Below are 16,324 nucleotides of genomic sequence, written 5' to 3'. Positions count from 1 at the left end.
TTAAAAATTAGGGATGCAGACTGCTTATGTGGGAGCGGGCTTGCCCGCGATGGCATCAACACGATTTCAACGCTAAACCGCGTCGCCAGCATCGCGGGCAAGCCCGCTCCCACAGAAAAGCATGCGTCTACATCAGGTATCGCAGGCTTAGTTGCCTTCTTTCAGACCCAGCTCAGCCAAGGCCTTGGCGGCCACTTTGGCAGGCAGTGGGATGTAGCCGTCCTTGACGACAACTTCCTGGCCCTGCTTGGACAGCACCAGTTTCACGAACTCGGCTTCCAGCGGGGCCAGAGGCTTGTTCGGGGCTTTGTTGACATACACGTAGAGGAAGCGCGACAGCGGGTATTTGCCGTTCAGGGCGTTTTCTTCGCTGTCTTCGATGAAGTCAGTGCTGCCTTTCTTGGCCAGGGCCACGGTCTTCACGCTGGCGGTCTTGTAGCCGATGCCCGAGTAACCGATGCCGTTCAGCGAGGAGCTGATCGACTGCACGACCGAAGCCGAGCCAGGTTGTTCGTTCACGTTTGGCTTGTAGTCGCCTTTGCACAGGGCTTCTTCCTTGAAGTAGCCGTAGGTGCCGGATACCGAGTTGCGACCGAACAATTGCACTGGCTTGTTGGCCAGGTCGCCGGTCACACCCAGGTCGCCCCAGGTTTTAACGTCAGCTTTGGCGCCGCACAGGCGAGTCGAGGAGAAGATCGCGTCGACTTGCTCCATGGTCAGGTGCTGGATCGGGTTGTCCTTGTGCACGAACACCGCCAAGGCGTCCACGGCAACCGGGATAGCGGTTGGCTTGTAGCCGTACTTCTGCTCGAAGGCCGCCAGTTCGGTGTCCTTCATCTTGCGGCTCATCGGGCCCAGGTTAGAGGTGCCTTCAGTCAGCGCAGGTGGCGCGGTGGCGGAACCGGCAGCTTGAATCTGGATGTTGACGTTCGGGTATTCCTTTTTGTAACCCTCAGCCCACAAAGTCATCAGGTTAGCCAGGGTGTCGGAGCCGACGCTGGACAAGTTACCCGACACACCAGTGGTCTTGACGTACGCCGGGATTGCCGGATCAACACCAGCGGCCACCGCGTTGGCGGTCGCAACGCCAGCAGCGACAAAAGTCATTGCCGCCATCAAACGTTTCAGTTTCATGCCTTGCTCCTAGCAGATAGGGATAATTGGATCGGGGCCAAGTATCGAGAGGCCGTGTGAACACTCTATGTCTGCAATGTGACAATTAGATGAAAGGCCACTATCGGGAAGCAAAGGTATGCGAAGTAAAAAACGGAACAGGCACTCTCATTGTGGCGAGGGAGCTTGCTCCCTCACCACAGTAGATCAGGCTGGCGTTAGCGACCGCGTTTCCACAGATACCCACCCACCAACATCCCCATCACACACAGGACGGCCACATAGTAAGCCGGGCCCATCGGGCTCTCCTTCATCAGCAGCGACACCGCCAATGGCGTCAGTCCACCGAATACGGCATAGGCGACGTTGTAGGAGAACGACAGGCCGCTGAAGCGCACCACTGGCGGGAACGCCTTGACCATCACGTAGGGCACTACACCGATGGTGCCCACGAACAAACCGGTCAATGCGTACAACGGAAACAGCCAGTCCGGGTGGGCCATCAGGCTGTGATACAGCGTCCAGGAGGTCGCCAGCAGCAGTGCGCAACCGGTGACCAGCACGCGACCGGCGCCAAAACGGTCGGCCAGGGCACCCGAGGCGATGCAACCCAGGCTCAGGGTCACGATGGCCAGGCTGTTGGCTTGCAGTGCCACCGTGGGGCTGAAGTGGTAGACGGTTTGCAGCACGGTCGGCGTCATCAGGATAACCACCACGACGCCGGCGGACAGCAGCCAGGTGAGCAACATCGACAACACAATGGCGCCACGGTGGTCACGCAGCACTGCACGCAACGGCAGCTCGGCAGCAAGGGTCTTGCGTTGCTGCATCTCAGCGAAGATCGGCGTTTCATGCAGCCAGCGGCGCAGATACACCGACAACAGACCGAATACACCGCCAAGCAGGAATGGGATCCGCCAGGCGTAATCGGAGACCTGCTCCGGGGTATAGGCCGTATTGATCGCAGTAGCTACCAGCGAGCCGAGCAGAATACCGGCGGTGAGGCCGCTGGTCAGGGTGCCGCAGGCGTAGCCGATGTGGCGCGGCGGAACGTGCTCGGAGACGAACACCCAGGCGCCCGGTACCTCGCCGCCAATCGCCGCACCCTGGATGACGCGCATCAGCAGCAGCAAGAGCGGCGCCCACAGGCCGATCTGCGCGTAGGTGGGCAGCAGGCCCATGATCAGGGTGGGTACGGCCATCATGAAGATGCTCAGGGTGAACATCTTCTTGCGCCCCAGCAGGTCGCCGAAGTGCGCCATGATGATGCCGCCCAGTGGGCGGGCCAGGTAGCCGGCGGCGAAGATGCCGAAGGTCTGCATCATGCGCAGCCATTCGGGCATGTCGACGGGGAAGAACAGTTTTCCGACCACGGTGGCGAAAAACACAAAGATGATGAAGTCGTAGAACTCCAGCGCCCCGCCCAAGGCAGACAGCGACAGGGTTTTGTAGTCGTTGCGGGTCAGCGGGCGCGAGGGCTGCGCACTGCTTGCGGGCACGGAGGACATGGCAAGGCTTCTCTTATAGTAATCATCGTAAAGGACTGCACGCCCGTGACTTGCGGCGGGTTTGGCAAGATAGCAAATCGCCTGAAAAAGCACAGCGCCAGGAACACAGTTGCGCGCAAAAGCCCCGATACAGCGTCTATTTACCGACCAAATGAGCGTCCGGAGGTCGTCGTGGCGCCAGGGTCTCGATATACTCGCCAGTGCAAGCGCCAGACCCGCTGTCTTGAGGGGCTGCTGTGCCAAAACGTTGTTGGGTACCATCCAGCCGATTTGGCAGAGTTTCCCTTTAGTTCGCCTTACGAGAAACGCATCGAGCGGTGTATGTTGGTGCTGAAACGTTTTTCCAGAAGACGGCTATCCACTTCAAATACCCATGAAGCGTCACGGGTCAGAGGCACCCTCGGCATGATCGAACTCGAACAAGAAGATCCTATCCCGCAAGGCGATCTCGCCCTGCAAATCACTGCACTGCCGCGTGAAACCAATGGTTTTGGCGATATCTTCGGCGGCTGGCTGGTCGCGCAGATGGACCTGGCAGGCACGGCAATGGCCAGCAAGGTCGCCGGCGGGCGCGTAGCCACCGTCGCCATTGATCGCATGGCCTTCCTGGTACCGGTAGCCGTGGGTGCACAGCTTTCCTTCTATACCCAGGCTCTGGAAATTGGCCGCAGCTCGATCCAGATGATGGTCGAAGTGTGGAGCGATGACCCGCTGTCCAGCGAATGGCGCAAGGTCACCGAAGCGGTATTTGTGTTCGTCGCCATCGACGGCAGCGGTCGCACCCGTTCGGTACCGTCACGGGCGCGTTAAACCTCGCCGGGTTTTAACGGTCAATTGCCCCATTGCCTGCCACTTGAGAGAGCTTTGTTATGCCTACGCCCCACGTTGAGACGATGAAAATCGACGAGCTGGACTGCTGGCGCATCCGCCACAACGGCGCCGAGCTGATGGTGGCCCAACAGGGTGCGCATATCTTCAGTTACCAGCGCGAGGGCGAACAGCCACTGATATGGCCGAACCCCGCGGCGGTGTTCAAGCGGGGCAAAGGCATCCGTACCGGCGTGCCGGTGTGCTGGCCGTGGTTTGGTGTTTTCGACCGTAACCCGCAGAGCGTAAAAGCCATGCGCCAAAGCGATCAGCCTGCCGGCGCCCACGGCTTTGTGCGCACCGCGCTCTGGGAGTTGGCCGGGACGGCAATCGAAGGTGAAGCCCTGCGTATCGAGCTGGTGCTGCCGACTCCTGCGAACGGCTTTCCCGGCTGGCCCCATCAGGTTGACTTGACGCTGAGCCTGCTGCTGGACGAGCAACTGCATATCCGCCTCACCAGCCACAACCGTGGCACCGACACCGTGACCTTCAGCCAGGCACTGCACACCTACTTTGCTGTGAGCGACGTGCGCAACGTGCAGGTCGAGGGGGTGGATGGCTTGGCCTATATCGATACTGCTGATGGGTGGACCGAGAAACAGCAATCCGGGCTGCTGCACTTCACTGGCGAAACCGATCGCATATACCTGGATACACCGGCGCAGTTGAGCATTGTCGATAAAGACTGGCAGCGCCGCGTCCAACTCACCAGCGAAGGCTCGAAGTCCACCGTGATCTGGAACCCCTGGACCGAACGGGCCAAGGCACTTGATGACATGGCTGACGATGGCTGGCAGGGCATGTTGTGCATCGAGACGGCGAATGTGCTGGATGATGTGGTAAGCCTGGCCCCCGGTAAAAGCCACACCTTGGGCGTTCGTATCACCAATATCACTTTGTAAACCCAGTCAGAATGTGGGAGCTGGCTTGCCTGCGATAGCATCGCCTCAGTGCAACTGACACACCGAGTCGCCTGCATCGCAGATCAAGCCAGCTCCCACAGGGATTGGTAGCGCCAGTTAGAGATCGGACTCCTTCACCACCCGCACCTTCCCCGCCTCCAGCGCATACGCTGCATCGGCCAAGTCATTGTTGACCTTCTCCACCTTCAACATGCCCGTGACCCACAGCGGCGTGTAGATATCATCCAGCTTCAACCCCTTGGGATACCGCACCAGCACCAGTTGGTTAGGCGGCGGTGGCGGCACATGGATGCAGGCGCCCGGATACGGCACCAGGAAGAACAGCGTGCTGCGGCCTTTGGCATCGGTTTCCAACGGCACCGGATACCCACCAATGCGGATATTCTTGCCGTTCATGGCCGCCACGGTCTTGGTGGAATACATCACTGCGGGCAAGCCTTTGCTCTGCTTCAAGCCACCTTTTTCAGTGAACGTGCCTTGGGCTTCGGGGGAGTTATGGTCGATCTCTGGCATGGCTTCGAGGGCTTTCTGGTCCGAAAGCGGCATCAGGTCGAGCCAGTCGGTTTCCGGCAGTTCGCCAGCGTGCGCCAGGCCAGAGCCCAGCAGGAGGAGAGTCAAGAATAGACGGCGCATGGAGAGGCTCGGCAAATACAAGTGCCGAGCATTCTAGCCCTCTGCGCCTGCGCAGCGCAGAGGACTTTGTCGGCTGATTACTTCTTTTTGATCAGGCCGTAGATCACCAGCAACACGATGGCACCTACCAGCGCGCCGATGAAGCCCGCGCCCTGGCCTGCCTGGTAGATCCCCAGTGCCTGGCCGCCATAGGTCGCGGCCAGGGAGCCGGCGATACCCAGCAGAATGGTCATGATCCAGCCCATGCTGTCGTCACCCGGCTTGAGGAAACGCGCCAGCAGGCCAACGATCAAGCCGATAAAGATGGTTCCAATGATACCCATGGCATTTCCCTCTGATTGAATGTGAGTCATGACAAAGCCTAGTCAGGCTTTATCATCCTGCAATCAGAGAGACGACGGTGACCAATGGTTCCCGCCGACTCCCGGCTTATTACTCGGCGATCAGCGCTTCGACCTTGAGGATCTGCGCCTGCAGCGTTGCGCGATCCTTGCAGCGCAGGTTTGCGTGCCCGACTTTGCGTCCGGCCTTGAACGCCTTGCCGTAGTGATGCAGGTGGCAGTCATCGATGGCAATCACCCGCTCAACCGGCGGGACTACGCCGATGAAGTTGAGCATGGCGCTCTCGCCGACCTTGGCCGTGGAGCCCAACGGCAAGCCCGCCACCGCCCGCAGGTGGTTTTCGAACTGGCTGCACTCGGCGCCTTCGGTGGTCCAGTGCCCGGAGTTGTGAACACGCGGGGCGATTTCGTTGGCCTTGAGGCCGCCGTCGACTTCAAAGAACTCGAACGCCATCACGCCGACGTAATCCAGTTGCTTGAGCACGCGGCTGGAATAATCTTCGGCCAGGGCCTGCAGTGGGTGGTCGGTGCTGGCCACGGACAGCTTGAGGATGCCGCTGTCGTGGGTGTTGTGCACCAGCGGGTAAAAGCGCGTCTCACCATCACGGGCACGCACGGCGATCAGCGATACTTCACCGGTGAATGGCACAAAGCCTTCCAGCAGGCAGCCGACGCTGCCCAGCTCAGCGAAGGTGCCAACCACATCGGCGGCGGTACGCAGCACTTTCTGGCCCTTGCCGTCGTAACCCAGGGTGCGGGTTTTCAACACCGCAGGCAGGCCGATGCTGGCGACAGCGGCGTCCAGGTCTGCCTGGGACTGGATGTCGGCGAAGGCCGGGGTGGGGATGCCCAAGTCCTTGAACATACTCTTCTCGAACCAGCGGTCCCGGGCGATGCGCAAGGCTTCAGCGCTCGGGTACACCGGTACGAACTGCGACAGGAAGGCCACGGTTTCGGCCGGGACGCTTTCAAACTCGAACGTCACCAGGTCGACTTCGTCGGCCAGTTGGCGCAGGTGATCCGGGTCGCTGTAGTCAGCGCGCAGGTGTTCACCCAGGGCGGCGGCGCAGGCATCTGGCGCCGGGTCCAGGAAAGCGAAGTTCATCCCCAGCGGAGTGCCCGCCAGGGCCAGCATGCGACCGAGTTGGCCACCACCGATTACACCGATTTTCATCGTCAACAACCTCAGGCGATGCGTGGGTCTGGATTGTCCAGCACACTGTCTGTCTGCTCAGCACGGAATTTTTTCAGCACCGCGTGGAACTGCGGGTGCTTGGCGCCCAGGATACTGGCCGACAGCAATGCAGCGTTGATCGCGCCGGCCTTGCCGATCGCCAGGGTCGCTACCGGGATACCGGCCGGCATCTGCACGATGGACAACAGCGAATCCACGCCCGAGAGCATCGACGACTGCACCGGCACGCCAAGCACCGGCAGGTGCGTCTTGGCCGCACACATACCTGGCAAGTGCGCCGCGCCGCCGGCACCGGCGATGATCACCTCGATGCCACGGGATTCTGCTTCATCGGCATACTGGAACAGCAAATCCGGGGTGCGGTGGGCAGAGACCACCTTCACTTCATACGGAATGCCGAGTTTTTCCAGCATATCGGCGGTGTGGCTAAGGGTGGACCAATCGGACTTGGAGCCCATGATCACGCCAACCAATGCACTCATCGTCGTGCCTCTTCTCTCTGGGCGCCCGCAGGCGCGTCAAAAAACAACAAGCCACGCAGGAGACCGGCGTGGCTTGTTGTACGAATTAGTTTCGGGCCAGAACTGCCTGCGCTCAATCAGGCTGCGTTAAAAACAAACTCGGAATGCTCATTGGCTAAAGCCAACTCCGCTTCCTCGCTTGTTTTTGCCTTGCCTGATCTTCGCTCGGCGAGTTCTGACCTCGAAACGCGGCCGGTTGAACCGGCCGAAGGCCGCGCAGTATACCGTAATAATCCAGATAAACAGCCCCTGGAATGACCATCTGTCTAGCCGCTCAAACCGGCGGTTTTATTGACTCTTGAGTCAGTCCCCTGCACCGCAAAACCCTGTGGGAGGGGGCTTGCTCCCGATAGCGGTGTTTCAGTGGCCTAATCAGCGCCTGACACACCGCTATCGGGAGCAAGCCCCCTCCCACATTGGATCTGTGTCAGGCTCAGGTACTTTGCGCCGCGCCTCCTTCCAGTTTGCGCCACAGCAACCGCACATTCGCCTTGCGCACCAACGCACAGCGATACAAGCGAATCTCCAGGGGCACGTGCCATTGCGGCCCGCCGCACACCACCAGTTCGCCGCGAGCCAGTTCGGCACGCACGCTCAGTTGAGGCACCCAGGCGATGCCCAAGCCTTCAAGAGCCATGCTCTTGAGGCTGTCAGCCATGGCGGTTTCGTAAATGGTGGTGAACCGCAGGGCCCGCTGGCGCAGCAGTAAATTCACCGAGCGGCCGAGGAACGCCCCGGCACTGTAGGCCAGCAACGGCACACTGCCCTCGCTTTCCAGGTCGAACAGCGGCTTGCCATCGGCATCGGCGGCGCACACCGGGAGCATTTCGGTGTTGCCCAGGTGCAGCGATGGGAATATCTCGGCGTCCATCTGCATGGCGGCATCCGGGTCGTAAAACGCCAGCATCAGGTCGCAACCGCCTTCGCGCAGGGCGTGCACAGCGTCGCCGACGTTAGTGGCAACCAATCGCGTGGCGATGTTCAGCCCCTCGTTGCGCAGCTGTGCGATCCAACGTGGAAAGAACCCCAGTGCCAGCGAGTGTGCGGCCGCCACCTGCATGACTTCACCCTGCCCGCCTTCCAGATGATGCAAATGCCGCAGTACTTCGCCGAGCTGTTCGACCACGGTGCGCGCCGTCACCAGGAACAACTGCCCCGCCGCTGTCAGCTCCACGGGCGTGCGCGAGCGGTTGACCAGCGTCAGGCCCAACGCGGCTTCAAGGCTGCGAATACGGCGACTGAACGCCGGCTGCGTCACAAAACGCCGCTCCGCAGCCTGGGAAAAGCTGCGCGTCGCCGCCAGGGCGCTGAAGTCTTCCAGCCATTTGCTTTCAAGGTTCATCATTGCCTCCCACGCCGAATGCACCATTTTGGCACACACGCCCGCCATCATGGCTGGGTCACATCCACATTATGCCGTTTGTGCATAGCCCAGTGTTTAACAGCATTGGCCCAAAAACTTCTACAAGCCTAGCATTCGCAGCGTTCCGGCCAGTTCCGGGTCCATATCGAGATGATTTCCGTCATGTCCTCTGCTGCATCTTTCCGTACAGAAAAAGACCTGCTTGGCGTACTCGAAGTACCTGCTCAAGCGTATTACGGCATCCAGACCCTGCGAGCGGTGAACAACTTCCGCCTCTCGGGCGTTCCGATTTCGCATTACCCGAAATTGGTGGTCGGCCTGGCAATGGTCAAGCAAGCAGCGGCTGACGCCAACCGCGAGTTGGGCCAGCTCAGCGAAGCCAAGCACGCTGCCATCAGCGAAGCCTGTGCCCGCCTGATCCGCGGCGATTTCCACGAAGAGTTCGTGGTGGACATGATTCAAGGCGGCGCTGGCACTTCAACCAACATGAATGCCAACGAAGTCATCGCCAACATCGCGCTGGAGGCCATGGGCCATCAGAAAGGCGAATACCAGTACCTGCACCCCAACAACGACGTGAACATGGCGCAGTCGACCAACGACGCCTACCCGACCGCGATCCGCTTGGGTCTGCTGCTGGGCCATGACGCGCTGCTGGCCAGCCTCGACAGCCTGATCCAGGCGTTCGCCGCCAAAGGCGCCGAGTTCAGCCATGTGCTGAAAATGGGCCGTACCCAATTGCAAGACGCCGTGCCGATGACCCTCGGTCAGGAATTCCGCGCCTTCGCCACCACCCTGGGTGAAGACCTGGCGCGCTTGAAGACCCTGGCGCCGGAGCTGCTCACCGAAGTGAACCTGGGCGGCACCGCCATCGGCACCGGCATCAACGCCGACCCACGCTACCAGGCCCTGGCCGTACAACGCCTGGCCACCATCAGCGGTCAGCCGCTGGTACCGGCGGCCGACCTGATCGAAGCCACCTCCGACATGGGCGCCTTCGTGCTGTTCTCCGGCATGCTCAAGCGTACCGCGGTGAAGCTGTCGAAGATCTGCAACGACTTGCGCCTGCTGTCCAGCGGCCCACGCACCGGCATCAATGAGATCAACCTGCCGGCGCGCCAGCCAGGCAGCTCGATCATGCCCGGCAAGGTCAACCCGGTGATTCCGGAAGCCGTTAACCAGGTGGCATTCCAGGTCATCGGCAACGACCTGGCCCTGACCATGGCGGCCGAAGGCGGCCAATTGCAACTGAACGTGATGGAGCCGCTGATCGCCTTCAAGATCTTCGACTCGATCCGCCTGCTGCAACGCGCCATGGACATGCTGCGCGAGCATTGCATCGTCGGCATCACCGCCAACGAAGCACGCTGCCGCGAACTGGTGGAGCACTCCATCGGCCTGGTCACCGCGCTGAACCCCTACATCGGCTATGAAAACGCCACCCGCATCGCGCGTATCGCTCTTGAAAGCGGCCGCGGCGTGCTGGAACTGGTGCGTGAAGAAGGCTTGCTCGACGACGCCATGCTCAACGACATCCTGCGCCCGGAAAACATGATCGCTCCACGCTTGGTCCCGCTGAAGGCCTAAGCGTTTGTTGCACCGCTCACCAGGCTGAGGGACTAGACACCTCTCACCTTTTGAGGGCCTGAAGGCTCGTTCTTCAGGCCCTTTTTTTTGCCTCAAGGTTGTGAAATGAAGCCCATAAAAACTCCAATATCGCCCTGCAAACCCACCTTGCTTGCCACCGCGTGGCTGAAACCTTTAATCAGCCCGTGCAGACGGATCAGTCTCGCCTAGGTATAGTGCCGCCCCTCTCGCGTCTGCGGCCATCGGTAACGAGGCCCGGGTACCACGCGAAACCGCATGAATAACAACACCCGCAAAAGGATGGGGATCGAAGCGTCGTGCACTGCCTGGTGCTGAGCGATGCGTCGGACCGTCCTGCGTTTGCCATCAGAAAAATCAGCGAGGAACACTCCATGCTCGAAGTCATCAACGACTTCCTCTCAGGGAAAGTACTGATCGTGCTCATAGTCGGGCTCGGCGGTTATTTCACGATCCGCTCGCGTTTCGTTCAATTGCGTCACTTTTTCCACATGTTCTCGGTGTTTAAAGACAGCCTCAAGAGCAGCGCCGGTCAACTCAGCTCGTTCCAGGCGCTGATGCTCAGCCTGGCCGGCCGCGTGGGTGCCGGTAACATCGCGGGTGTCGGTATTGCTGTGACCCTGGGTGGTCCGGGGGCGGTGTTCTGGATGTGGGTCACCGCGCTGGTGGGCATGTCTTCGAGCTTTATCGAGTGCTCCCTCGGCCAGTTGTACAAGCGCACCGACGCTGAAGGCACCTACCGTGGTGGCCCGGCCTATTACATCCAGCACGGCCTGCAGAAGCGTTGGCTGGGGATGGTCATGGCGTTCCTGCTGCTGGTGACCTTCGGTTTTGCCTTCAACGGCCTGCAAGCCCACGCCGTGACCCACTCGCTCAATAACGCCTTTGGCCTCGACACCACTTACACCGGCCTCGCGCTGGCGGTGTTGTTGGGCCTGGTGTTCATCGGCGGGATCAAGCGTATTGCGTCGATTGCCGACCTGCTGGTACCGGTCAAGACCCTGGTGTACATCGCCGTGACCCTGTACGTGATCGTGCTGCAATTCGACCACGTGCCGGCCATGCTCGCGACCATCGTCAAGAGCGCGTTCGGCCTCGACCAAGCCTTCGGTGGCCTGGTGGGCAGCGCGATCATCATGGGTGTAAAGCGCGGCGTGTTCGCCAACGAAGCAGGTCTGGGCAGTGCGCCTAACGTAGCCGCGGTGGCTTCGGTAGAGCATCCGATCGCCCAGGGCGTGGTGCAAGCGTTCAGCGTGTTCCTCGACACCTTCGTGATCTGCACCTGTACTGCGTTGCTGATCCTGCTGTCGGGTTTCTACACCCCAGGCTTTGAAGGCGACGGCATTGCCCTGACCCAGAACTCCCTGGCGGCGGTGGTCGGTGACTGGGGCCGCATGTTCATCTCGGTGGCCCTGGCGTTGTTCGTGTTCACCTCGATCATGTACAACTACTACTTGGGCGAGAGCAACCTGCGCTTTCTGGTCGGCAATAACCGCAAGGTGCTGATGGGCTATCGCGCACTGGTGCTGGTGCTGATTTTCTGGGGTTCGATCGAGAACCTGAGCACCGTGTTCGCCTTCGCCGACATCACCATGACCATGCTCGCGTTCGTCAACCTGTTCGCCCTGGCATTCCTGTTCAAGATCGCCATGCGCATCCTCAACGACTACGACAACCAGCGTGCAGCGGGCATCAAGACCCCGGTGTTCGACTCCAGCCAGTTCCCTGACCTGGACCTGGACCGCAAGGCCTGGCCGGCCAATCCGGTGAAGCCTGAAGCAGCACCCTCGGCTGAACTGAGCGCTCAAGCGCAACGTTGATCACCGCTAGATGACACGCCGCCCGGCCTTGGGCATGCTCTGGGCCCGGCGGCGTTTTTCGTTCAGGAGATTTCTCATGCAACCAGCTAACAACGTGATGGTGCTCTACACCGGCGGCACCATCGGTATGCAGGCCAGCGCCAATGGCCTGGCACCCGCTTCAGGTTTTGAGGCGCGTATGCGCGAACAGCTTGCCGACGCGCCAGTGCCCACGTGGCGGTTCCGGGAAATGTCGCCACTGATCGACAGCGCCAACATGACCCCCGCCTACTGGCAGCGCCTGCGTACCGCCGTGGTTGAAGCCGTGGACGACGGCTGCGACGCGGTGCTGATCCTGCACGGCACTGACACCCTGGCGTACAGCGCGGCGGCCATGAGTTTCCAATTGCTGGGCTTGCCCGCACCGGTGGTGTTCACCGGCTCGATGTTGCCGGCCGGCGTGCCGGACAGTGATGCCTGGGAAAATGTCAGCGGTGCTTTGGCGGCATTGGGCGAAGGCCTGGCAGCGGGTGTACACCTGTACTTCCACGGCGCGCTGATGGCGCCGACCCGTTGCGCGAAAATTCGCAGTTTCGGGCGCAATCCGTTTGCGACCTTGCAACGCCAGGGTGGCATTGCCCGCACCGAGTCCCTGCCGGCCGCGCTGGATTACCGTCAGCCCAAAGCCTTGGCGAATGTCGCCGTACTGCCGTTGGTGCCGGGTATTGATGCCGCGCAACTGGACGCTGTAATTGGCAGCGGCATTCAGGCGTTGGTACTGGAGTGCTTCGGAAGCGGCACCGGGCCAAGTGACAACCCAGCCTTCCTGGCCAGCCTTCAACGTGCGCAGGACCAGGATGTGGTGGTGGTTGCTATCACCCAATGCCATGAAGGCGGTGTAGAACTGGACGTCTACGAGGCCGGCAGCCGCCTGCGCGATGTGGGCGTACTGTCCGGTGGCGGCATGACCCGCGAGGCAGCGTTCGGCAAGCTCAACGCCCTGCTCGGTGCCGGGCTGGAGACCAGCGAAATCCGTCGCCTGGTGGAATTGGACCTGTGCGGCGAACTGAGCTGACCGGCATGTAACTTGCTCTACTTCCAGCCTCTCCTGGCTGGAAGTTCCCATGCTGCACTCCCACCTCACCACCCTCAATGCCGTGTCCTTGGTACTCAGTACCTTCGAGGCCGAAGGCTTGCCCCACGAAGCGTTGCTGGCCGGCAGCGGCATCTGCGCGGCGGACTTGAGCCGCGCCGACACGCGCATCGCCACGCACCAGGAGATGCAAGTGTGCGCCAATGCCGTGGCCCGTCAGCGCGATATCGGCCTGATCGTTGGCCGGCGTATGCATGTTTCTTCCTACGGCATACTGGGCTATGCCCTGCTCACCAGTGCCACTTTCGGTGACGCTTTGCACCTGGCCCTGCGGTATCCGGCGCTGTTGGGAACACTCTTCGAACTGAGCCTGGAGGAAGACGGCGAACGTATCTGGTTCACGGCCGGCGACTACCGCGAAAACCCGGCCCTGACCGCCTTCAATGTCGAGTTGTGTCTGGGATCACTGAAGGTCATCTGTGACGACCTGCTCGGCCATCCCCTGCCCTTGCTGGGCGCTCGTTTTGAGCACGACGCGCCGGATTATCAGGCGCGCTACGCCGAGAGCTTCGACTGCCCGCTACAGTTTCAGGCTATTGCCAACGCGTTCGCCTTTGATAAACGCTGGCTTGCCCAACCGTTGCCCCTGGCCGACACGGTCACCCACCAGGCCATGGTCGAACGTTGCCGCAAACAAAACACCGAATTCACCGGGCGCGAGGCCTGGCTGGGGCGAATCCGCCAGTTGCTGGCCGCACAACTGCACGCCGCCCCTGGGCTCGATGGCCTGGCGCAGCAGATGAACTGTTCGGCGCGCACCCTGCGCCGGCACCTGCATGACCTGGGCTGCAGCTATCAGGAACTGCTCGATGAGTTGCGCTTTGAACGCGCCAAACAGTTGTTGGCTGACAACCTGTGGCCGATCCACCGAATTGCCGAGACGCTGGGGTTCAGCGAAACGGCGAGTTTCAGACATGCCTTCGTGCGCTGGAGCGGCGTAACGCCAAGCCAATTTCGTGCATGACGCGCCAATGAGGGGCGAATTGCGGACACACACTTTGGCCATATTGATCCCCTTTTGGCCGCTCCTGACGTTCTCATAAACCGCGCCCACCGCAAGACTGCATACACCGATACAGCTTGCGGAGAACAACAAATGCTGACGATCTACTCGGACGATCACCACCTGCACCACGGCCGTTGTGAACTGATGGACGGGCAACTGATGCCCTGCTTTGAAATGCCCTCGCGTGCCGACCACGTGCTGCAACGGGTCAAGACGCGGGAACTGGGCCCCGTGCAGGCCCCGCAGGATTTTGGCCTGGCGCCGCTGCAACGCGTCCATAGCCGCGACTATCTGGATTTCTTCAAAGGCGCCTGGCAACGCTGGACCGAATACGGCCAGGACGGCGACCTGCTGCCCTACACCTGGCCCGCCCGCACGTTGCGCCGCGTGATTCCCACCAGCCTGCACGGCCAGTTGGGCTATTACAGTTTCGACGGTGGCGCGCCGATTACCGCCGGCACCTGGCAAGCAGCCTACAGCGCCGCGCAAGTCGCCCTCACAGCCCAGGCCGCCATCGCGCAAGGCGCCCACAGTACCTTCGCGCTGTGCCGCCCGCCTGGGCATCACGCCGCCAGCGATTTGATGGGCGGTTATTGCTACCTCAACAACGCAGCCATCGCGGCCCAGGCGTTCCTTGATCAGGGCTGCAAAAAGGTCGCGATCCTCGACGTGGATTACCACCACGGCAACGGCACACAGTCGATTTTTTATGCACGCAGCGACGTGCTGTTCACCTCGATCCACGGCCATCCGGAGGCAGAGTTTCCGTTCTTCCTCGGGTATGCAGATGAGCAGGGAGAAGGCATCGGAGAAGGTTTCAACTTCAATTACCCGCTACCCGCAGGTTCAGGCTGGGAGGCTTGGAGCGCAGCGCTTGAACAAGCCTGCACAGAGATCGAGCGCTACGCCGCCGACATCATCGTGGTGTCCCTGGGCGTGGACACCTTCAAGGACGACCCTATCTCGCAGTTCAAGCTCGACAGCCCGGACTACCTGGCCATGGGCGCGCGCATTGCCCGCCTGGGCAAGCCCACGCTGTTCGTGATGGAAGGCGGCTACGCGGTGGAGGAAATCGGCATCAACGCCGTCAACGTGCTGGAAGGTTTCGAGGAAGCAGCCCAATGAACATACTCAAGTCGCTCGCCCTGTGTGCCGTGGTTGTCAGTGGCGCAGCCCAGGCCGAAGAAAAAACCCTGAAGGTCTACAACTGGTTCGACTACATCACGCCCAAGGCGCTGGAAGACTTCAAGGCACAGAACCCGTCGATCAAGTTGGTGTATGACATCTTCGACACCAACGAAGCCCTGGAAGCCAAGTTGCTCACCGGCAACTCCGGCTATGACGTGGTGGTGCCGTCCAATGTGTTCCTGGCCAAGCAGATCGAAGCCGGTGTGTTCCAGCCCCTGGATCGAAGCCAGTTGCCCAACTGGAAGCACCTGGACCCCAAGCTGATGAAGCTGATCGAAGCCAACGACCCCGGCAATCAATACGCCGTGCCCTACATGTACGGCACCATCCTGATCGGCTTCAACCCAGCCAAGGTCAAGGCGGCCCTGGGCGACAACGCCCCCGTGGACAGCTGGGACCTGATCTTCAAGGAGGAAAACCTCAGCAAGCTCAAGCAATGCGGCGTCGCACTGCTGGACTCGCCCTCGGAAATACTGCCCCTGGCGTTACAACACCTTGGCCTGGACCCCAACAGCGGCAATCCCAAGGACTACGACAAGGCCGAAGCACTGATGATGAAGATCCGCCCGTTTATCACTTACTTTCACTCCTCCAAGTACATGGCCGACATCGCCAACGGGGATATTTGCGTGGCGGTGGGCTATTCCGGCAGTTTTTCCCAAGCCGCCAACCGTGCCAAAGACGCCAAGAATGGCGTGACCGTGGACATGCGCCTGCCCAAGGAAGGCGCGCCGATCTGGTTCGACATGCTCGCCATTCCCAAAGGCGCCAAAAACCCGAACGACGCCTACACCTTCATCAACTACCTGCTGCAACCCACAGTGATCGCGCCCATCAGTGACTTCGTCGGGTACCCCAATCCAAACAGGGACGCTACCGAGAGGGTCGACCCGACCATTCGCCACAACCCCAACCTGTACCCGACCGACACCGCCATGGCCACGCTCTACACCCTCATCCCCCTGGACAGCAAAGCCGAACGCGCCAGGACAAGGGCCTGGACCAGGATCAAATCCGGCACCTGAAGCACCTTGGTTTGACGTGTACCTTCGAATGCGCTTGTGAAGGTGGCCTATCTAAGCACCGCCTCTCTGTGTGGCCGCGCCCTA

At 60.8% G+C, this 16,324-nt stretch carries 15 protein-coding genes; 8 read left to right on the top strand and 7 right to left on the bottom strand.

Annotated elements, in window-relative coordinates; genetic code table 11:
• Positions 1-147 precede the first annotated feature (147 nt).
• Both JH25_RS12455 and JH25_RS12460 read right to left on the bottom strand, forming a co-directional pair.
• Positions 148-1,134, bottom strand: a complete 987-nt coding sequence (locus JH25_RS12455) for a phosphate ABC transporter substrate-binding protein PstS (protein WP_005792536.1) — start codon at positions 1,132-1,134, stop codon at positions 148-150.
• Positions 1,135-1,331: 197 nt separating this feature from the next.
• On the bottom strand, positions 1,332-2,621 hold the full coding sequence (locus JH25_RS12460) for an MFS transporter (protein ID WP_005792537.1): 1,290 nt from the start codon (positions 2,619-2,621) through the stop codon (positions 1,332-1,334).
• A 405-nt stretch (positions 2,622-3,026) separates the two neighbouring features.
• Between JH25_RS12460 and JH25_RS12465 the strand changes: the two genes are divergently transcribed.
• Together JH25_RS12465 and JH25_RS12470 are read left to right on the top strand one after the other, a co-directional pair.
• Positions 3,027-3,431 carry an acyl-CoA thioesterase gene (locus tag JH25_RS12465; protein ID WP_003176975.1) on the top strand — a complete coding sequence of 135 codons (405 nt, stop codon included), beginning with the start codon at positions 3,027-3,029 and terminating at the stop codon, positions 3,429-3,431.
• A gap of 59 nt (positions 3,432-3,490) precedes the next feature.
• Positions 3,491-4,390 (top strand): D-hexose-6-phosphate mutarotase, encoded by a 900-nt coding sequence (locus JH25_RS12470; RefSeq protein WP_032878677.1) that lies wholly within the window; start codon positions 3,491-3,493, stop codon positions 4,388-4,390.
• Positions 4,391-4,507: 117 nt separating this feature from the next.
• Here the strand turns inward: JH25_RS12470 and JH25_RS12475 are convergent, their stop codons facing one another.
• From JH25_RS12475 to JH25_RS12495, 5 genes are all read right to left on the bottom strand, one after another.
• Positions 4,508-5,044: a DUF3299 domain-containing protein gene (locus JH25_RS12475; protein WP_032878676.1), complete on the bottom strand. Its 537-nt coding sequence runs from the start codon at positions 5,042-5,044 to the stop codon at positions 4,508-4,510.
• Positions 5,045-5,121: 77 nt separating this feature from the next.
• Positions 5,122-5,367: a GlsB/YeaQ/YmgE family stress response membrane protein gene (locus JH25_RS12480; protein WP_005792540.1), complete on the bottom strand. Its 246-nt coding sequence runs from the start codon at positions 5,365-5,367 to the stop codon at positions 5,122-5,124.
• Between the two features lie 109 nt (positions 5,368-5,476).
• Complete coding sequence (locus tag JH25_RS12485; RefSeq protein ID WP_032878674.1) at positions 5,477-6,559, bottom strand: 5-(carboxyamino)imidazole ribonucleotide synthase; 1,083 nt, start codon at positions 6,557-6,559, stop codon at positions 5,477-5,479.
• Positions 6,560-6,570: 11 nt separating this feature from the next.
• A complete protein-coding gene (gene purE, locus JH25_RS12490) occupies positions 6,571-7,062 on the bottom strand; it encodes a 5-(carboxyamino)imidazole ribonucleotide mutase (RefSeq protein WP_003195648.1) in 492 nt (163 codons plus the stop codon).
• A gap of 472 nt (positions 7,063-7,534) precedes the next feature.
• Positions 7,535-8,443, bottom strand: a complete 909-nt coding sequence (locus JH25_RS12495) for a LysR substrate-binding domain-containing protein (RefSeq protein WP_032881175.1) — start codon at positions 8,441-8,443, stop codon at positions 7,535-7,537.
• 183 nt (positions 8,444-8,626) lie between these two features.
• Here JH25_RS12495 and aspA point away from each other — a divergent pair, with 183 nt between their 5' ends.
• The 6 genes from aspA to JH25_RS12525 all read left to right on the top strand — a co-directional run bounded on the left by aspA (position 8,627) and on the right by JH25_RS12525 (position 16,240).
• Entirely contained in the window at positions 8,627-10,051 is a 1,425-nt protein-coding gene (aspA, locus tag JH25_RS12500) for an aspartate ammonia-lyase (protein ID WP_032878672.1), read from the top strand.
• Between the two features lie 392 nt (positions 10,052-10,443).
• Positions 10,444-11,889 carry an alanine/glycine:cation symporter family protein gene (locus tag JH25_RS12505; protein ID WP_005792545.1) on the top strand — a complete coding sequence of 482 codons (1,446 nt, stop codon included), beginning with the start codon at positions 10,444-10,446 and terminating at the stop codon, positions 11,887-11,889.
• A 76-nt stretch (positions 11,890-11,965) separates the two neighbouring features.
• The gene (locus JH25_RS12510; RefSeq protein WP_032878670.1) at positions 11,966-12,943 is read left to right on the top strand and encodes an asparaginase; all 978 of its coding nucleotides are present in this window, start codon (positions 11,966-11,968) and stop codon (positions 12,941-12,943) included.
• 49 nt (positions 12,944-12,992) lie between these two features.
• Entirely contained in the window at positions 12,993-13,985 is a 993-nt protein-coding gene (locus tag JH25_RS12515; RefSeq protein WP_032878669.1) for an AraC family transcriptional regulator, read from the top strand.
• Positions 13,986-14,117: 132 nt separating this feature from the next.
• Positions 14,118-15,152: a histone deacetylase family protein gene (locus JH25_RS12520; RefSeq protein WP_032878668.1), complete on the top strand. Its 1,035-nt coding sequence runs from the start codon at positions 14,118-14,120 to the stop codon at positions 15,150-15,152.
• Positions 15,149-16,240, top strand: a complete 1,092-nt coding sequence (locus tag JH25_RS12525; RefSeq protein WP_032878667.1) for a polyamine ABC transporter substrate-binding protein — start codon at positions 15,149-15,151, stop codon at positions 16,238-16,240. Before JH25_RS12520 ends, JH25_RS12525 begins: the two co-directional genes overlap by 4 nt.
• The last annotated feature ends 84 nt before the right edge of the window (positions 16,241-16,324 follow it).

It is taken from the genome of Pseudomonas sp. BRG-100 (assembly GCF_000737955.1).
Classification (GTDB): Bacteria; Pseudomonadota; Gammaproteobacteria; order Pseudomonadales; family Pseudomonadaceae; genus Aquipseudomonas; species Aquipseudomonas synxantha_A.
Note: the sequence above shows the minus strand (reverse complement) of the source record. Positions and strands in the feature narration are given on the sequence as shown.